16 protein-coding genes are annotated in these 18,052 nt (G+C 65.1%); 15 read left to right on the forward strand and 1 reads right to left on the reverse strand.

Features of this window, described 5'->3' with window-relative positions:
* Nucleotides 1–212: 212 nt before the first annotated feature.
* The 10 genes from hinT to AB5Y93_RS06045 all read left to right on the forward strand — a co-directional run bounded on the left by hinT (nt 213) and on the right by AB5Y93_RS06045 (nt 10,231).
* Nucleotides 213–563: a purine nucleoside phosphoramidase gene (gene hinT / locus AB5Y93_RS06000; protein ID WP_010674343.1), complete on the forward strand. Its 351-nt coding sequence runs from the start codon at nt 213–215 to the stop codon at nt 561–563.
* Nucleotides 563–1,984, forward strand: a complete 1,422-nt coding sequence (locus AB5Y93_RS06005) for a COG3014 family protein (protein WP_368228968.1) — start codon at nt 563–565, stop codon at nt 1,982–1,984. Before hinT ends, AB5Y93_RS06005 begins: the two co-directional genes overlap by 1 nt.
* Before the next feature lie 68 nt (nt 1,985–2,052).
* Nucleotides 2,053–2,451 carry a YcfL family protein gene (locus AB5Y93_RS06010; protein WP_010674345.1) on the forward strand — a complete coding sequence of 133 codons (399 nt, stop codon included), beginning with the start codon at nt 2,053–2,055 and terminating at the stop codon, nt 2,449–2,451.
* Complete coding sequence (gene lpoB / locus AB5Y93_RS06015) at nt 2,451–3,047, forward strand: penicillin-binding protein activator LpoB (RefSeq protein WP_010674346.1); 597 nt, start codon at nt 2,451–2,453, stop codon at nt 3,045–3,047. The genes AB5Y93_RS06010 and lpoB overlap by 1 nt, the downstream gene beginning before the upstream one ends.
* The gene (locus tag AB5Y93_RS06020) at nt 3,037–3,900 is read left to right on the forward strand and encodes a phosphotransferase (protein ID WP_368228970.1); all 864 of its coding nucleotides are present in this window, start codon (nt 3,037–3,039) and stop codon (nt 3,898–3,900) included. The genes lpoB and AB5Y93_RS06020 overlap by 11 nt, the downstream gene beginning before the upstream one ends.
* A 51-nt stretch (nt 3,901–3,951) precedes the next feature.
* A complete protein-coding gene (locus AB5Y93_RS06025) occupies nt 3,952–4,812 on the forward strand; it encodes a DUF6279 family lipoprotein (RefSeq protein WP_042017226.1) in 861 nt (286 codons plus the stop codon).
* A 106-nt stretch (nt 4,813–4,918) separates the two neighbouring features.
* Nucleotides 4,919–5,386, forward strand: coding sequence for a hypothetical protein (locus tag AB5Y93_RS06030; protein ID WP_045525161.1), 468 nt, complete (start codon nt 4,919–4,921; stop codon nt 5,384–5,386).
* A 148-nt stretch (nt 5,387–5,534) separates the two neighbouring features.
* Nucleotides 5,535–7,337, forward strand: coding sequence for a protein translocase subunit SecD (gene secD, locus AB5Y93_RS06035; RefSeq protein WP_368228971.1), 1,803 nt, complete (start codon nt 5,535–5,537; stop codon nt 7,335–7,337).
* A gap of 109 nt (nt 7,338–7,446) precedes the next feature.
* Entirely contained in the window at nt 7,447–8,361 is a 915-nt protein-coding gene (secF, locus tag AB5Y93_RS06040) for a protein translocase subunit SecF (protein WP_029314368.1), read from the forward strand.
* A gap of 250 nt (nt 8,362–8,611) precedes the next feature.
* Nucleotides 8,612–10,231, forward strand: coding sequence for a methyl-accepting chemotaxis protein (locus tag AB5Y93_RS06045; RefSeq protein WP_368228972.1), 1,620 nt, complete (start codon nt 8,612–8,614; stop codon nt 10,229–10,231).
* A gap of 54 nt (nt 10,232–10,285) precedes the next feature.
* Here the strand turns inward: AB5Y93_RS06045 and AB5Y93_RS06050 are convergent, their stop codons facing one another.
* Complete coding sequence (locus AB5Y93_RS06050) at nt 10,286–10,888, reverse strand: DUF924 family protein (RefSeq protein WP_161648249.1); 603 nt, start codon at nt 10,886–10,888, stop codon at nt 10,286–10,288.
* Nucleotides 10,889–11,094: 206 nt separating this feature from the next.
* Between AB5Y93_RS06050 and AB5Y93_RS06055 the strand changes: the two genes are divergently transcribed.
* From AB5Y93_RS06055 to AB5Y93_RS06075, 5 genes are all read left to right on the forward strand, one after another.
* Nucleotides 11,095–12,006: a DUF808 domain-containing protein gene (locus AB5Y93_RS06055; protein ID WP_039038966.1), complete on the forward strand. Its 912-nt coding sequence runs from the start codon at nt 11,095–11,097 to the stop codon at nt 12,004–12,006.
* A gap of 169 nt (nt 12,007–12,175) precedes the next feature.
* On the forward strand, nt 12,176–13,966 hold the full coding sequence (locus AB5Y93_RS06060; RefSeq protein WP_048207425.1) for a M3 family oligoendopeptidase: 1,791 nt from the start codon (nt 12,176–12,178) through the stop codon (nt 13,964–13,966).
* A 78-nt stretch (nt 13,967–14,044) separates the two neighbouring features.
* A complete protein-coding gene (locus AB5Y93_RS06065) occupies nt 14,045–15,853 on the forward strand; it encodes a M3 family oligoendopeptidase (RefSeq protein WP_368228973.1) in 1,809 nt (602 codons plus the stop codon).
* Between the two features lie 184 nt (nt 15,854–16,037).
* A complete protein-coding gene (gene ycfP / locus AB5Y93_RS06070) occupies nt 16,038–16,577 on the forward strand; it encodes an alpha/beta hydrolase YcfP (protein ID WP_005331594.1) in 540 nt (179 codons plus the stop codon).
* Nucleotides 16,578–16,651: 74 nt separating this feature from the next.
* Nucleotides 16,652–17,944, forward strand: coding sequence for an NAD(P)/FAD-dependent oxidoreductase (locus AB5Y93_RS06075; protein WP_041212859.1), 1,293 nt, complete (start codon nt 16,652–16,654; stop codon nt 17,942–17,944).
* Nucleotides 17,945–18,052: the final 108 nt, after the last annotated feature.

The following is an 18,052-nucleotide window of genomic DNA, read 5'->3' on the forward strand; positions in this document are numbered from 1 at the left end:
GTCCCTTTGATACCCTGCATGCCCCGAAGGGGATGCCGTTGTGGTTCGCGGGACGTCTCCTCGCTATCGGTATTCTTCACAATAACTGAAGCGATTGGGACAACGGCTGTGCCAAATGTCGGCTTGTGTCACACTTGGCGCGTTGCGGCGGCCTGTTTGGGAGCCGCTTGAGCTTTGTATTGAATTTTCTTTTTCCTATAAAGGAGTTACCCATGGCGCAAGAAACCATTTTCAGCAAAATCATCCGCAAGGAGATCCCCGCCGACATCCTTTATCAAGACGATCTGGTGACCGCGTTTCGCGACATCCAGCCCAAGGCCAAGACCCATATCCTGATTATTCCCAACGTGCTCATCCCCACCGTCAATGACGTGGAGCCGGATCACGAGCTGGCGTTGGGCCGGATGTTCACCGTGGCCCGCAAGCTCGCCAGCGACGCGGGCATCGCCGAGGACGGCTACCGCCTCATCATGAACTGCAACCGCCACGGCGGGCAGGAGGTCTATCACATCCACCTGCACCTGGTCGGTGGCGAGCCCCTGGGACCCCTGCTGAGCCTGTGATGCGCCTCGTCACGTCGACCGGCCTGCTGTTGGCCGGTCTGCTGCTGGGGGGCTGTGCCTCCCAGTGGAAAGACATGTTCGTCTCCTACTCGGATCAGATGGTGCCCCTGCGCAACCAGCTGCTGCTGGGCCATGCCGCCGAAGCCCTGCCCGAGGTGCGCGAATCGACCCCGGGGGACGACACCTTCGTGCTCGACCAGCTGGAGAAGGGGCGCATCGCCTGGCTGGCGGGTCAGGACGGCCCCAGCAAGCAGGCCTTTGCCGCCGCCGACAGCCGGCTTGCGTGGGAAGACAATCAGGCCGAGTACCGCCTGAGCCAGGGACTGGCTCAAGCGGGCAGCCTGCTCACCAACGATCAGACCCTGGCTTACCAGGCGCCCGATTACGAGCGCACCATGCTGCACCACTATCTGGCGCTCAACTACTTGCAGCGCGGGGATGCCGACGGCGCCCTGGTAGAGGTGCGCCGTGCCAACCAGGTGCAGGAGCAGGCCCTTAAACGGCGGGCTGACGAGGTGCGCAAGGTCGCGCAGGAGGGGGAGCAGGAGGACGAAGCCGGGGAGATGCGCCAGCTGATGTCGCGCGGCGCCCCCGAGCTCGATCGCCTGATAGGCCAGGTGAAAAACGGTTTCCAGAACGCCTACACCTTCTATTTCTCCGGCGTGCTCTATGAGGCGGCCGGGGATCTCAACGACGCCTGGGTCGATTACCAGCGCGGCTACCAGATAGCGCCGGACAACCAGAGCCTGCAGGATGCCCTGCTGCGCCTGACCCGGCTTCGCGGCTCTCCCGAGGAGCTCAAGGAGACCGAGCAACGGATGGGCCGCAAGGCGCCGCCCTTGGCCAAGGATCAGGGCCAGCTGGTGGTGCTGTTTGAAGATGGCCTGATCCCGGCGCGCCGGGAGCTCTTCCTGCCGCTGCCCATCTCCACCTCCAGCGGCGATTTTCGTACCTTTACCGTGGCGGTGCCCTATTACGACAATCGGGCCAGCGACGGCGCCCCGCTTACCCTGTCGGTGGGCAAGGGGGTGGCACAGACCAGCGAGCTGGTGAGGCTGGAGGCGCTGGCGGCCAAGGATCTGCAGGAGCGGCTGCCCGGCATGCTGACCCGGCAGGCCCTGCGGCTGGTGGCCAAGGAGCAGGTACGGCGCACCGCCGCCAAGGAGGGGGGGGATGTGGGCAACATCCTGGTGGGGATCTTCAACACCCTCTCGGAGCGGGCGGATACCCGCAGCTGGCTGACGCTGCCCGCCAAGGCCTCGAGCTGGCAGGGGATGGTCCCGGCCGGGAACGTCACCCTGACCCTGGGGGCGGGCAGCGCCATGCGTACCCTGCCACTCAGCGTCCACGCCGGGCGCACCACCCTGGTGTGGGTACAGCGCCTGGGGAGCGGGCTCACGACCCGGGTGATGCCCCTCTAGGGGGAACCGGATATGGCAACTCAGATGAATGACCGGTCAGGCCGACGGCCACCGGCAAGGAGAACAAGATGAAAGCACAAGGGTTGGCCCTGGGCCTGGTTCTGCTGCTGACGGGCTGTGCCACCAATACTTCCGGCGTGGCGCTCTATGGCGCGGCCGGTGCGGCGGCGGTGGCCGAGCAGCATCAAAACGTCAACGTCACCCTGACCGAACTCAGCCGGCGCCAGCAGAACGGCCTGTTGCAGGTCAACGTGGCGGCGGCCAGCACCCAGCGTGGTGACAACACGCTGCAATATCTCTTCTACTGGTATGACGACGCGGGGCAGGAGGTGGCCAGCGATGGCCGCGGCTGGACCCCCCTCAAGCTGCATGGCTACCAGACCCGCACCCTGTCCGCCCTGGCGCCGAGCCCGGCTGCACGGGGTTACCGGATTTACGTTCGCGAAGTGATGGAGGAATCCTACTGATGAAAATGAATCATGCCCTGCTGATCCTGACCGGCGCTCTGCTGCTGGGCGGCTGTTCCAGCACCACCGTCAGCTATGGCGATCCCACCGAGACCGAGACGGTGACCGTCGATTACGGCTCCTCCGACTTGCAGGCCATCGCCGACAAGATGGCGGATTCCATGCTGGCGTCCCCGGCCACCAGCGAGATCACCGCCGGGGGCCGCCCGGTGATGTTCATGGACTCCATCCGCAACAAGACCTCGGAGCACATCGACACCGAGGCCATCACCGACACTATCCGCACCAAGCTGCTGCGCTCGGGCAAGTTCCGCTTCGTGGACATGAGCAAGGTGGCGGCGGTCAAGCAGCAGCTCGAATACCAGCAGGGCAGCGGCATGGTGGATCCCGCCACCATGGTGCGGCTCGGCAAGCAGACCGGTGCCCGCTACATGGTCTATGGCAACCTCGCCAGCATCGTCAAGGACAACGGCAAGGTGAAGGACGTCTACTACCAGATGACCATGAACCTGATGGATGTGGAGAACGGCGAACTGCTGTGGGCCGATCAGAAAGAGATCCGCAAACAGGCCAAGAAGTCCACCTTTGGCTGGTGAGGACCCGCGGGGACAGGGGGATCTGGCGGAGCTGGCGCTCCTCGCCAGCCTGCCGGTGCCCTGGGATCAGGGGCGCCTTGAGCCGCTTGGTCAGGGCCTGACCAACGGCAACTACCGGCTCTGCCTCCCCACTGGCGAGCAGGCCTTCCTGCGCCGCGGTCATCCTGATCCGGTGCGCCTTGGCATCGACCGGGCCACCGAGTGGCAGCTCTACCAGGGGGCGGTGGGGCAGGGGCTGGCGTTGCCCTGTCATCACGGCGATCCCGCCACCGGTCTGATGCTGCTGGCGTGGTGCGACGAACCCAACTGGGCCGAGCAGGCGCCGCCTCTCGCCGTGCAGCCCCGCCTGATGGCGGATGTGCTGGTGCGGCTGCACCGCCTGCCGGTGCCGACCGTGGTGATGGCGGTGCGGGCCCACAGCGGCGGTTATCGGCAGCGTCTGGCCCATATCCCTCCCTGGCTGCCCGCCCTGGAGCGGGCCCTGCTCGCGAGCCGGGAGCCGGACGACTGCTGGCTCCCTTGCCATCACGATCTCAATCCGGCTAACTTGTTGGGGTCGCGGCCCTGGGTCATCGACTGGGAATACGGCGCCGCCGGTCATCCTGGGTTCGAGGTCGCCAGCATCCAGCGCACCCACGGCTGGAGCGAAGAGCAGCGGTGCCAGTTGGAGAGCTGCTATCTTGAAGCCATGGGCGGGGCACCGACGGGGCTGGGGCACCGGGGATTCCAGGCCGACGCCTTCCTGCCCTGGGTCGATTACATCGGCCTGCTGTGGGCGCTGCTGATGGCCGAACAGCAACCCGGGCCCGAGTATCAGGCCCTGATCGACATCAACCGCCAGCGCCTGGAGTGATGCCCGGCAACGGCCCGCGCGACGCGTGTATTCAATGAATGGGAGGCATGCATGGTGACCACATTCTCATGGCGTCAACCGCGTAGCTGGAGCCTGCTGCTGCTCTGCCTGCTGCTGACGGGTTGCGCCACCCGGGTGATCTACTACTGGCTCGACTCGGCCATCGTCTGGCAACTGGACGACTACTTCTCTCTGGACCGCAGCCAGAAGAAGCTGCTGGACCAGGAGGTAAAGGGGCTGATGGCCTGGCACCGGCAGCATGAGCTGCCCATCTATGCCCGGGATCTCGACGCCCTGGCCAAGGCGGTGGCCAGCCCCATGAGTCCGGCCCAGGTGACCCTGCATCTGGACAGAACCCAGGCGAGCCTGACCCGTACCTTAGAGAATGCCATTCCCCGCACGGTGCGCCTCGCCAAGACCCTGACCGACGATCAGGTGGCTCGCTTCATGGCCGATCGGGTGAAGCGCCAGCAGGAGCGCCAGCACGATTTTGCCACCCAGTCGAAGGCCGAGATGATCAAGGGCTTTCGGGAGAAGATGAACGAGCGCCTGGTGTTCTGGATTGGCAAGGTGAAGCCGGCTCAGGAGCCTCTCATCACGCAGTGGGCCGAGTGGCAATACGAGATGATGGCCCCCTGGCTCGACTTTCAGGAAGCCTGGACCAAGGAGCTGGATCGGCTGATGAAACAGCGCCAGAGTCCGGATTTCGGCCAGGAGCTGACTCGCTTGCTCCAGCAGGGGGACGGCCTGATGGATGGCCGCTTCACCGGCTACACGGACCAGTCCCGCCAGCGTACCATCCAGTGGCTGAGCGATCTCAGCCACTCCATGGATCTCTCCCAGCGGGCCCACCTCTACACCCTGCTCAAGGACTATGCCGAGGACTTCGAGGGCATGACCCGCAGCCGCTGAGGACGCGGTGAGACAACACAAGGGCGGCGGGCCCCGGGCCTGCCGCCCTTGTTCTTGTGGGGCAGGCTGTGGTAGCTTGCCCTTTCTATTGTGTGGGAATTAACTTTTGAACCTGACCGACAACGTGAAACTGGCGGCGATGACCCTGCTCATCACCCTCGCACTGTTGTTCTCTACCCTCTCGGTGGAGGGGGTCAGGGTACCCGCGTTCCAGCCCTCGGCCCAGCAGGCCCACTCGCTGGCGGAGGGGGCGGCGCCTGCCGACGCAAGCCCGGCGGCCCACGGCGTCAGCGGCAGTGACGATGGCATCGTCAAGTTCGTCGGCTCCCACCAGAATCACCTGCTGCGCCTCGAGCACTCCCTGAGCCGCGATCATCAGCCCGGCAGCGTGGTCTACGAGCTGGTGATGAGCTGGTCCCAGCAGGCCATCCTGCTGCTGCTGTGCGGCCTGCTGTTCTATGCCGCCCTCTTCTACCCGGGGACGAGCTTTCGCGATCACTTCGCCGGCATTCACAGGCGCCGCCTGCAGCGCCGGCATCTGCAGTACCGCTTCGCCCAGAGCTTCCTCGCCTGACCCCGATGGGGTCAGCTTGCCACCTGTTGCCTCATCTTCTCTCTGTTGCTGTTCACTTTTAGTGAACGGCTAGGCTGCCTTGTTTCATTTTTTTGCACGGCGCGACCCCGGTGTCGCCCCTTGCCATCGCCTGACAGAGGCCGATTTCATGAGAAAAAAGAGTCATACCGTGTTGAACCGCATGAGCCTGTGGCAGTACGCCCTGTTGCTGCTGATGCTGGTCACGTTCGCGTTCTATTCCCTGCCCACCTTCTTCGGTGAGCAGCCCTCCCTCGGTCTGCACGGCCAGTCGCGCCTGAGCGACGCGCAGCGCACCCTGCTGGCCGAGAACCACATCGACCCCCTCAAGCAGATCGCCCAGGGTGGCCGGATGGCGCTGGTGTTCGCCAGCCAGGGGGAGCAGCAACTGGCCAAGCAGTTGCTGGAGCAGCAGGGGCTGGACAGCGCCGCCCTGACCCTGGAGTTCTACTCCAACGCCCCGGCCTGGATCAGCTGGCTCGGCGCCGACCCCATCAAGCTCGGGCTGGACCTGCGCGGCGGCTCCCAGCTGCTGATCGGGGTGGACGTGGATTTCGTCATCGACAACCAGACCAAGAACCTGGTGGATACGCTGCGCACCCGTTTTCGCGAGGCCAACCTGCGCGGTGCCAGCGTGATGCGCACCGCCCAGGGGAGCGTGGCCGTCACCCTGCCCGACGTGGCGGGGCAGGAGGCCTGGCTCTCCATCATCAAGGAGAGTGCCGGTACCCGCCAGGATCAGTGGACACTGAGCCGCTCCGGCAATGCACTGACCCTGGTGCTGAGCGACGCCGAGCGCACCCTGCTGGTGAACAACGCCGTGACCCAGAACCTGTCGATCCTGAAAAAGCGGATCAACGAGCTCGGCATCGTCGAGGCCTCGGTGGTGCGTCAGGGGCAGGACGGCATCCGCATCGAGCTGCCGGGGGTGCACAACCCCAAGCAGGCGAAAGAGGTGATCGGCGCCACCGCGTCCCTGGCCTTCTATGAAGCCAAGGCCGACAGCCGCTTCTTCATGGCGGATCGCAGCGGCCAGGCAGTGGGGCTGGCCCGCCAGCCGGTGCTGAGCGGCGAGCACATCGTCGATGCCCGCGCCAACATGGGGGAGATGGGGCAGCCCCAGGTCAACATCGTGCTCGACACCCTGGGGGGGAGCAAGATGAACCAGTTCAGCCGCCAGCACGTGGGCAAGCCCATGGCCACCGTCTTCACCGAGTACAAGACCAACGCCGAAGGCAAGCTGCGCGCCCGAAGCGAGGTGATCAACGTCGCCACCATCCAGACCGCCCTTGGCAACCAGTTCCGCATCACCGGGATTGGCAGCCTGCCCGAGGCCCAGGAGCTTGCCATGCTGCTGCGGGCCGGGGCCCTCACCGCGCCGCTGAAGATCCTGGAGGAGCGCAGCATTGGCCCGACCCTGGGTCTGCAGAACATCGAGGCGGGCTTCACCGCCCTGGCGTTCGGCATGGCGGGCATGATGCTGTTCATGATGGCCTGGTATCGCAAGTTCGGCTGGGTCGCCATCACGGCGCTGGTCGCCAACCTGCTGATGCAGGTGGGCATGCTGGCGGTATTGCCGGGGGCCGTGCTGACCCTGCCGGGGATCGCCGGTCTGGTGCTCACCGTAGGCATGGCGGTGGACACCCATGTGCTGATTTTTGAGCGGATCAAGGACCGGCTGCGGGAAGGGGGGTCTTTGGCCAACGCCATCGACTTTGGCTATCGCTCGGCGTTTCGCACCATCTTCGATGCCAACATCACCACCCTCATCTGCGCCGTGGTGCTCTATGCCATCGGCTCCGGGCCGCTGCAGGGCTTCTCCATCACCCTGATCCTGGGGCTCATCTCCAGCATGGTGACCGGTATCTGGGGCACCCGCGCCATCATCAATCCCCTGTGGGGCAACAGCCGCGCCAAGCTGCTGAGGGTATGACCATGAACCGACTTCATCACCATGACGCCGCGCCCGTGAGTCTGCATGACCTGCGCACCGACCGCTTCCTGCCGGGAAGCCTGAACCACCTGACGTCGAGGGAAGAACAATGCTGAGAATGATCCTGGCCATGGGGCTGACCCGCTGGCGCTATATCGGGCTGTGGGCCTCCGTGCTGCTGACCCTGGCCTGCGTGGCCGTCCTTGCGACAAAAGGGCTCGCCCTCGGGCTCGATTTCACCGGCGGGATCCTGCTGGAGTTTCGCATCCAGACCCTGAAGGAGGCCCATGAGCTCAACGCTCTGCTGACGGCGCCCCTGGCGGGGGTGGTGGAGCTGCACGGCGCCGGTGTGCCCGGCGAGTGGCTCATCAAGCTGCCCCCCCACGCGCTGCCCTGGGCGGCGGAGGATCTGGCGACCATGCTGGGGCAGCAACTCGCCCTGCCGGTGGAGCTCTTGCGCACCACCATCGTCGGGCCCCAGGTGGGCGCGGAGCTGTTCCAGCAGGGGATGCTGGCGGTGCTGGTGGCCTCGCTCGCCATCTCCGCCTACCTGGCGGTGCGCTTCGAGTGGCGTCAGGCCATCGGCATCCTGGTGTCGGTGCTGCACGACGGTCTGGTGGCCATCGGGCTGCTCGCGCTCTTTGACATCGAGTTCGACCTCAACGTCATCGCGGGCCTGATGGCGGTGATAGGCTACTCCCTCAACGACAGCATCGTCATCTCGGACCGGCTGCGGGACTTGCTGGGGTCGCGTACCCGCATGGGGATCCACGAGTGCTCGGACGTGGCCATCAAGGCCACCTTCAGCCGCACCATGATCACCTCGGGCACCACCCTCTTCACCGTGGGGGCCCTGCTCCTGTTCGGCGGCGACGCCCTCTACGGCTTCTCCTTCACCCTGTTCGCCGGCATCCTGGTGGGGACGCTCTCCTCCATCACGGTGGCCTCCACCGTGCAGGAGCTGCTGGGGCTCTCCCCCCAGGCCTACCAGAAAAAAGAGGAGGAGCTGGCCGAGGCGGCGTGACCGCCGAACGCCCCGTCACGGGGCACATGGGCGGCCAGTGCGGCCGCCCCGGGCAAAAAAGGAAGGCGAATGCCTTCCTTTTTCCATTCTGCCAGAGGGGGCGCGGCGGTCCCGAAGGCCGGGCTGGGGCGGCGTGTGTGACGCGGCTGAGCAGAAGTTGAAAAGTGTAATGAAATGCATGTTTTAGGCGCTATTTTCGGGGCCCGCTTCGGCTACACTGGCAGGGAGTCTATGGATGGAGTAAGCACTCATGAATATCGCTCGTCGGCTTCAACTCATTGCCCTGCTGGTCATGCTGGCCCTGGGGTGTCTCAGCTGGTTCAGCATCAGCAGACTCTCCTCCGCCAATGCGGATCTCAGCTATGTAACAGACAACACAGTCCCCAGCATTTCCACGATCAAGGAGATACAGACAGACTTCTACGCCCTGCATTCATTTATCCAGGCGCACGTGCTCAATACCGACGACGGCAAGATGAGTCAGATAGAGCAGAGCATTGCATCCCTTCACACCAAGATGGACGCCCTGCTGAGCCAGTATGAAAGCGGGATGATCTCCAATGAGGAGGACAGGCAGCTCGTCGCCGATGATCGGCGCCTGGTTGCCCAGTACGGCAAGGCCTCTGAAGACGTCCTGCGCCTGTCCCGCGAGAACAAGAATGTGGAGGCCAGAGAGGCGATCGACAAGGAGCTTGCCCCCTTGTTTGAGCAGCTTTCCCAGGCCATCGACAAGCACGTCTACTTCAACATCCAGCAAGGTGACGCCGTCAAGCTGCGAGGCGAGCAGAATGCCGATAGCAGCATGCAGGCCCTGTTGTTCATCTCGGTGGGCACGGGAGCCCTCACGCTGGTGCTCTTTCTCTGGCTGTTCAGGCAGGTCGCCAATCCCCTCCGTCTGGCCATGGCGACCCTGTCCGAGATCCAGCGCGACCTGAACTTCACCCTGCGGGCCAATGTGAGCCAGCAGGACGAGATCGGCCAGACGCTGACGGCGGTCAACCGCCTGCTGGACACCTTGCAGCAGACCTTCACCGAGTTCTCGGTGGGCAGCCTGCAGATCAAGAGCACGGCAGAGTCCCTCTCCCAGGCGGCCCAGCACATGGCGGAGTCGGCGAGTCAGGCCAATGACGCCACCAGCCTTATCGCCGCCGGGGTAGAGGAGATGAGCGTGAGCATCACGGACATCTCCCAGCGCACCCAGGAGACCAGCCGCATCACCAATGAATCCGGCAAGCTCGCCAGTGACGGCGGGGCCACCATAGAGCGCACTGTGCTCGCCATCAACGACATCGCCGACGCCATTCGTCAGGCCTCTCGCGATGTGACGGCGCTGGGGGAGGGGATCTCCCGCATCGGTGGGGTGGTGAACGTCATCAACGATGTGGCGGGGCAGACCAACCTGCTGGCGCTCAACGCCGCCATCGAGGCGGCGCGGGCCGGTGAGCAGGGACGCGGCTTTGCGGTGGTCGCCGACGAGGTGCGCAAGCTGGCGGAGCGGACGGCCCAGTCGACCCAGGAGATCTCAAGGACGGTGGAGGCTATCCAGCAAGGGTCCGAGGCCACGGTGGCCAGAATGGTCCTGGTGGAGGAGAAGGTGGCGCAAGGGGTGGCCATGGCGACGGAAAGCGGTGCCATCATCACCCAGATCCGCCAGGCCTCCCATCGCGTCATGGATCAGGTCGGCGAGATCACCCTGGCCATCCGCGAGCAGACCTCGGCGGCGGAGTCCATCGCCCTCCAGGTCGAGCAGATAGCCCAGGTGGTGCAGCAGACCAGCAGCACGGCGGAGGAGACCTCCGCCGCCGCAGAGGAGCTGAACGTGACCACGGAGAATATCCACCAGCAGATCTCCCGCTATCGCATCCAGTGATGCGCGGATCGGTTGTTCTCTCCCCGCCATGCCCATGGCGGGGATTTTTTTATGTCAGAACCCCGACCCGGGCTGTTGCAGGAAGGCGGCCTCTTCCTCCGTGCTCGCCCTGCCCAGGATGGCGTTGCGGTGGGGGAAGCGGCCAAAGCGCTCGACGATCACCTGGTGGCGCCGGGCAAAGTCGGCAAAGCCTTCGAAGGTGGCCCGGGCCGGGCCTGTGGCCTGCTCGTCGGCCAGGGCCTCGAACAGGGCGACGCTTCTGGCCTGCTGCTCTTTGGACTCCGCGTGCTCGAGGGGCAGATAGAAGAAGACCCGGGCCAGCGGCGAGAGCCCCTTGTCGACCCCGAGGGTGAGCCCCTTGAGGCACAGCGCCCTGGCCTTGTCGTCCTGGGCGAAGGCGGCGGGGGTGTGGCGGTGAAGGTTTCGCGGCAGCTGGTCCAGCAGCAGGATGAGGGCCAGGCGCCCTGCGGGATCGTCCTCCCAACGGGCGAGCTCGCCTGCTGCGGCACGGGCCGCCAGTTCGCCGAAGCGTGAGGCCAGCAGGGCATCGGTCTCGCTGCTCTTGCCCCACCAGAGGGGGGCCTGACGGGCGGCACGGGGGGCGTCGTCTGCGTCATCGCCAAACCAGAAATCGAGCAGAGGTTGCCAGGGTTGCATGGGAACTCCTTGGGCCAGTGGCCGTGAGGTGAAAACGGAGCAGGGGATCTGCCATGGGGGGCTGCCGCCGTGGCGGCTTCCCGTTACACTGTGCCATCTTTTGCCCCAAAGGGTGATCCCCGGATGGGCCCGTGATCCCCTGACCCCCTCATCACCCTGACCGGGGCAGCCCGGATGTGTCCCACTCAATAGAAGGAATGCCAGATATGGCCGGAGCCAGTTTGTTGACCCTGCTCGATGATATTGCCAGCGTGCTCGATGATGTCGCCCTGATGACCAAGGTGGCGGCGAAGAAGACGGCCGGGGTGCTGGGGGACGATCTCGCCCTCAATGCAGAGCAGGTGTCGGGGGTGCGTGCCGAGCGTGAGCTGCCGGTGGTGTGGGCGGTGGCCAAGGGGTCGTTTCGCAACAAGCTCATTCTGGTGCCTGCCGCCATCGCCATCAGTGCCCTCATCCCCTGGCTCATCACCCCGCTCCTGATGCTGGGGGGGGCCTACCTCTGTTTCGAGGGGGCGGAGAAGCTGGTCCACAAGTTCCTGCCCCACGAGGAGGAGGCGCATCAGGCGGCGCCGGTGCCCGAGGATCTGGCGGCCTATGAGCGCCAGAAGGTGAAGGGGGCCATTCGCACCGATTTCATCCTCTCGGCGGAGATCATCGTCATCGCCCTCGGTACCGTGCAGGGGTCGAGCCTGGGCCTGCAGATCGCCGTGGTAGCGGGCATCGCCCTGCTGATGACCGTCGGGGTCTATGGCCTGGTGGGGCTCATCGTCAAGCTCGACGACATCGGTCTGCACCTGCTGCAAAAGCCCGATGGCGGCGCCGTGCGCCGGGCGGTGGGGCAGGGGCTGCTGGTGACGGCGCCCCGCCTGATGCACCTGCTTGCCCTGGTGGGCACCATCGCGATGTTCATGGTCGGCGGCGGTATTCTGGTCCATGGCTGGCCCTTCCTCCATCACCTCATCGAAGGGACGGCAGGTACGGTGGCTGCCCTGCCCGGGGTCGGCGGGGTACTGGCCGTGGTGACGCCCACCCTGCTGAGCGCCCTGGCAGGCGTGGTGGCAGGGCTGGTGCTGGTGGTGGCCATGACCCTGGTGAGCAAGCTTCAGCCCGCCAAATAGGTCGCTTGTCGGGGGACGGCCGACAGGGGCCGTCGCACCCGGGGGCGCTCTTCTGCTGGTTGCCTCGAATGGGGGCTAGGCAAGTGCCTGGCCCCCTTCGTACTATCCGGTTTCACCCGCCCGCAGAGGCGGGGTGACCCGATATGGACGCAAACAGACAAGGACAACCATGAAACCACCCGTTTGGCGAGATGATCACATCTATGCCGCCCCCGACGATCCTGCCATCGAGGCCGCCTTCCAGGAGGCTGCCCGCGCTCTCACCCGGCTTGACGCCCTCCTGGCGGACCTGCCGGATCCCGCCCATCCCGTTGCGGATGCCAATGCCCTGCGCCACCTGCTGCGGGCCATCCGCCGCGAGGCCAACGGGGTGAAGACCCTGGCCTGGAACAGCCAGGTCTATGGTTACAACCGGCTGAGCCAGAACGGGCGCGACGAGGAGGCCCGGGTACTGCTCTCCCGGGGCCAGCAGCTGGAGGCGACCCTGGCCCAGCGCAGCAAGCCGGTGGACCTGTTCTGGGTTCGCGCCCCCGAGTCACTGGTGCGCACCCTGCTGCAAGACCCCGAACTCTTCGAGCTGGCCTACCACATCCATCACGACAGAGCGCTGCAGGATCAGTGGCTTTCGCTCGAGAGCGAGCAGCTCATCGAGGGGTTGGCGGTGGACGGCCTGCAGGGGTGGGGGGATCTCTACGACAACCTGGTGGGGCGGCTGCTGCCGGTGGTGGAGGGGGTGCCCATGGGGCTTGCCCAGGCGGACAACCTGCTCGCCCACCCGGACAGGGCACGGCGCGCCAGTGCCTGGCACGCCATCCAGGGCGCCTGGGAGGCGGAGCAGGAGACGGTGGCCGCCATTCTCAACGCCATCAACGGCTGGCGCAACGAGCTCGGCCGCCAGCGTGGCAAGGGGCGCAGGCTGGATGCCCTCGAGGTCACCTGCCATCAGGAGCACATCACGGGCGCGACCCTGGAGACCCTGATGGCGGCGGCCGGGGAGCACAGGGAGCTCGGGCGCCGCGCCTTGCGGGCCATGGCCTGTGCCCAGCAGATCACCGACTTCGCCCCCTGGGATCTCTTTGCACCGGCGCCCCAGGCCGTGCACGGCAAGTTCGGCTTCGAGCAGGCGCTGAATCTGGTGATGGAGGCCTTTGCCGCCTTCGACCCCGAGATGGGGGCGTTTGTCCGCATGATGGCCGACAAGGGGTGGATTGATGCCGCCCCGAGCGAGCACAGGCGAAGCGGCGCCTATTGCACCGAGTATGCCGATCCGCCCGAGCCAAGGGTCTTCCTCACCTTCGAGGGGACCATGGACAACGTCATCACCCTGGCCCATGAGCTCGGCCACGCCTGGCACAGCTGGTTGCTGCGGGATCTTCCCTTCGAGCAGCGGGGCTACCCCAAGACGCTGGCGGAGACTGCCTCCCTCTTTGCCGAGATCCTGGTGCGCGATGCCCTGCTGGCCGCCACCGACAAGGTGGAGCAGCGCCGGGCCATCGCCTGGTTGGACGGGGAGCGGGCCGCGAGCCTGCTTCTCGACATCCCCGCCCGCTTTGCCTTCGAGCGCGCTCTGGTGACGGCGCGAGAGGCGGGTTACGTGGGGGCGAGCCAGATGCGGGAGATGATGAAATCGGCGCAGCAGCAGTGCTATGGTGACGCCCTCAGCCAGTATGACGAGCTGTTCTGGGCCAGCAAGGGTCACTTCTCCATCGCCGAGTCCGGGTTTTACAACTACCCCTATCTGTTTGGCTATCTCTTCAGCCTGGGGCTCTATGCCCAGCATGCGCGGGCCGGGGGCGAGTTTGTGCCCGCCTATCGCGCCCTGCTGCGAGATACCGGCCGCATGAGCGCCGAGGCGCTGGTGGAGAAGCACCTGGGGGTCGACATCCGCGAACCCGGGTTCTGGCAGGAGAGCCTGCGCTATGTGGAAGAGGCGGTGGTGCGCCTCGAGCGGCTGGTGTGATGCCTGCCCGCGAAGGTGGTGGCTCTGGCCACCTGGATTTCACGACGGGCCAGGCCCGTCCCTGACGATGAGCGTTCGATGCAACAACGAGTCTATCCACAGCAGTGGCAAAATGATCACATCTACCCCTCCCTCGACAGCTGTGTCCTCGAGGCGGACATGAGCCTGGCCCGCGCCAGCCTGGCCGAGCTGAGCGGTTTTATCGAGGGACTGGCCCAGGTTCCGCGCACCCCAGGCGCCTTGCAGGACTTCCTCAGGGAGGTACGCCTGCGGGCCCGGCGCATTCGCGACATCGGCTGGAACATCGCCGTGCTGGCGGCCTGCAAGGGGAGCCAGGACGCCCGGGATCCCCTCGCCAAGCAGGTTGCCTCCCGGGCCCGTGCCCTCAATGCGGATCTGTTCAAGACGCTTGCCCCCATCGAAGATCTGATGCTGGGGCTGCCTGCGCCCGAGTTTGAGCAACTGATGGCCGACCCCCTGCTCGGGGAGGAGGGGTACCGGCTGCGCCACGAGCGTCGCTTGCAGGATCAGCGGCTGCCGGTGGAGGCGGAGCAGCTGGTCATAGGCCTTGGCACCGACGGCCTGCACGCCTGGGGCAACCTCTACAACGATCTGGTGGGCAAGATAAGGCTGGTGATCGCGGGTCGCGAGATGGGGCTGGCAGAGGCGAGCAACCTGCTCTCCAGCCCGGATCGTGCCCTGCGCAAAGAGGCCTTCGATGCCATCAGTGCCGGCTGGGAAGGGGAACAGGAGACGGTGGCTGCCATCCTCAACGCCCTCAACGGCTGGCGCCTGGAGCTCTCGCGCCAGCGCGGCAAACACCGGCGCCTCGATGCCCTGGATCTCTCCTGCCACCAGAGCCACATCGAGCGGGCGACTCTGGATACCCTGATGACGGAGACCTGGCAGGCCCGTCATCTGGGCCAGCGGGCCCTGGGGCTGATGGCCGGTCACCTCGGCCTCGAGGTGCTGGGGCCGGAGGATCTCTTTGCGCCGCCCCCTGCCGCCAGCCGCCGGGAGATCCCCTTCGAGGAGGCGGTCGACATCATCGCCCTGGCCTTCGCGCGCTTTGACCCCGAGATGGGGGATTTTGCCCGCATGATGGCCGAGCGCGGCTGGATTGATGCCGCCCCCACCCCCAATCGGCGCACCGGGGCCTATTGCACCAAGTTTGCCGAGCCGGTGGAGCCGCGGGTCTTCATCACCTATGCGGGCACCATGGACAACGTCATCACGCTGGCCCACGAGCTCGGTCACGCCTGGCACAACTGGCTCATCCGCGACTTGCCCATGAGCCAGCGCAGCTACCCCATGACGCTCGCGGAGACCGCCTCCATCTTCGCCGAGACCCTGGTGCGCAGCGCCCTCTACGAGCAGGCCCGAAGCGCCGAGGAGCGTCTGGCCATCGCCTGGGCGGATGCCGATGGCGCCGCCACCTTCCTGGTCAACATCCCGGCCCGCTTCGACTTCGAGCGGGCCCTGGTGGCCGAGCGCGAGCAGGGCTATGTGTCGTCGGCCCGGCTCAAGGGGCTCACCGACGAGGCCTGGGGGCGCTGGTACGAGCAGAGCCTCGACCGCTATCACCCCCTGTTCTGGGCCGCGAAGGCGCACTTCTCCATCGCGGGCTTCGGTTTTTACAACTACCCCTACCTCTTTGGCTATCTGTTCAGCCTCGGGGTCTATCAGCAGCTGATGGGCCGCCAGGCCGCAGGGGAGGAGGGGGTAGCGAAGGCCTACCGCGCCCTGCTGCGAGACACAGGTCGCATGAGCGCCGAAGAGCTGGTCGAACGGCATTTGGGGCAGGACATTCGAAAACCCGCCTTCTGGCAGGGGAGCCTGGCCCTGGTGGAAGCGGCGGTGGCGCGCTTCGCCCAGTGCGGCGGTTAACCTCGCCAGACCCGGTTTGCGCCATGTCCCGCCGGGGCATGGCGCTGCCACAGCGGCCCCGACGCGCGGTTTGGTGGCCCGAAGGGGCGTGATCCAAAGCAAGAAAGTGGGATGTTTTGGTGGCGCAAGGCCCTGTCGCTGGGGTAGTTTCGATAGAACCGACACAGTTTTTGAGGTCTTGTCCATGATCATCTATCTGCATGGCTTTGATGCCACCAGCCCCGGCAATCATGAAAAAGTGCTGCAGTTGCAGTTTATCGATGATGATGTGCGTTTCGTGCACTACAGCACGGTTCACCCCCGCCACGACATGAGCCACCTGCTCAAGGAAGTGAAGAAGCAGCTCGACATGAGCACGGATCCCAAACCTCTCATCTGCGGCGTGGGCCTGGGTGGCTACTGGAGCGAGCGGATCGGGTTTCTGTGCGGCATCAAGCAGGTGGTCTTCAACCCCAACCTGCACCCGGAAGAGAACATGCAGGGCAAGATCGACAGGCCGGAAGAGTACGAGGACATCGGCACCAAGTGTGTAACCGAATTTCGTAATAAAAATTCAGGAAACTGCCTGTGCATCCTTTCCGTTCAGGATGAAATCCGCGATAATCGGGACACTGAACGTGAATTGAAGAACTATTACGACATCGTATGGGATGAGCGCGAGACCCATAAGTTCAAGAACATCTCGCACCATCTGCAACGGATGAAGGCCTTCAAAGAAGCCTGAGCCATCACGTCAACCGATTTCGTTTTAGGGAGCCAATGGCTCCCTTTCGTTTTGAGGAACCAAGGAAAATCATCATGATGAATATTGTCGTTGTAGGCGGTGGCGCCGGTGGTCTCGAGCTTGCGACCAGCCTGGGTCGCAAGCTGGGCAAGAAGAACAAGGCCAGGATCACCCTGGTGGATCGCAATCGCACCCACCTGTGGAAGCCCCTGCTGCACGAAGTGGCCACCGGCTCCATGGATGCGGGCATCGATGCCCTGAGCTACCAGTCCCACGCCAAGAACCACGGCTTCGAATTCCAGCTCGGCAGCCTGACCGACATCAAGCGCGACGAGAAACGCATCGTGCTGGCCCCCATCCACGACGAGAGCGGCGCCCTGGTGGTCAACGAGCGGGAAGTGGCTTACGACATCCTGGTGATGGCCATCGGCTCGGTCTCCAACGACTTCAACACCAAGGGCATCAAGGATCACTGCATCTTCCTGGACAGCCCCTCTCAGGCGCACCGCTTCTACAACAGCATGATGAACCGCTTCCTGCAGTTCGCCACCGAATACCAGCCCGGTGACAAGGTGAAGATCGCCATCGTCGGCGGCGGCGCCACCGGCGTCGAGCTCTCCGCCGAGCTCTACAACGCGGTGGAGCAGCTCTACGCCTACGGCTTCAAGAACCTCACCACCGACAGTCTCAAGGTGACCCTGGTGGAAGCGGGCCCCCGCATCCTGCCGGCCCTGCCGGAGCGCATCAGCGGCTCCGCCCATCAGGAGCTGGTGAAGCTGGGCGTGGACGTGCGCACCGCCACCATGATCACCGAAGCGACCGCCGAGGGCCTGCACACCAAGGATGGGGAGCTGATTGAAGCAGACCTCATGGTGTGGGCCGCGGGCATCAAGGCGCCGGACTTCATGAAGGAGATCGCGGGCCTGGAAACCAACCGCATCAACCAGCTGGTGGTCCACGAGACCCTGCAGACCACCCGGGACGAGAACATCTTCGTCATCGGCGACTGCGCCGCCTGCCCGCAGCCGGACGGCAAGTTCGTGCCGCCCCGCGCCCAGTCCGCCCACCAGATGGCGACCCAGGCGTTCAAGAACATCCTGGCCAAGATGAATGGCGGCGAGATGAAGCCCTACCGCTATCACGATCACGGCTCCCTGGTCTCCTTGAGCCGCTTCTCCACCGTGGGCAGCCTGATGGGCAACCTGATGCGGGGCTCCATGATGGTGGAGGGCTACATCGCCCGCATCGTCTACATCTCCCTCTACCGGATGCACCAGGTGGCCCTGCACGGCTACATCAAGACCGGCCTCATCATGCTGGTGGGCCGCATCAACCGGGTGCTGCGCCCGAGCATGAAGCTGCACTGAGTGCATGGCGGCTGCCGCTGCGAACATCAGAAAGGAGAGGCTTGCCTCTCCTTTTTTTATGGCCGACGCGGGGCGCTCCTGGCAGCGCCTGCCGCCGTTCAGGGCGAA

The organism is Aeromonas sp. R10-1 (assembly GCF_040908465.1).
Lineage (GTDB): Bacteria > Pseudomonadota > Gammaproteobacteria > Enterobacterales > Aeromonadaceae > Aeromonas > Aeromonas caviae.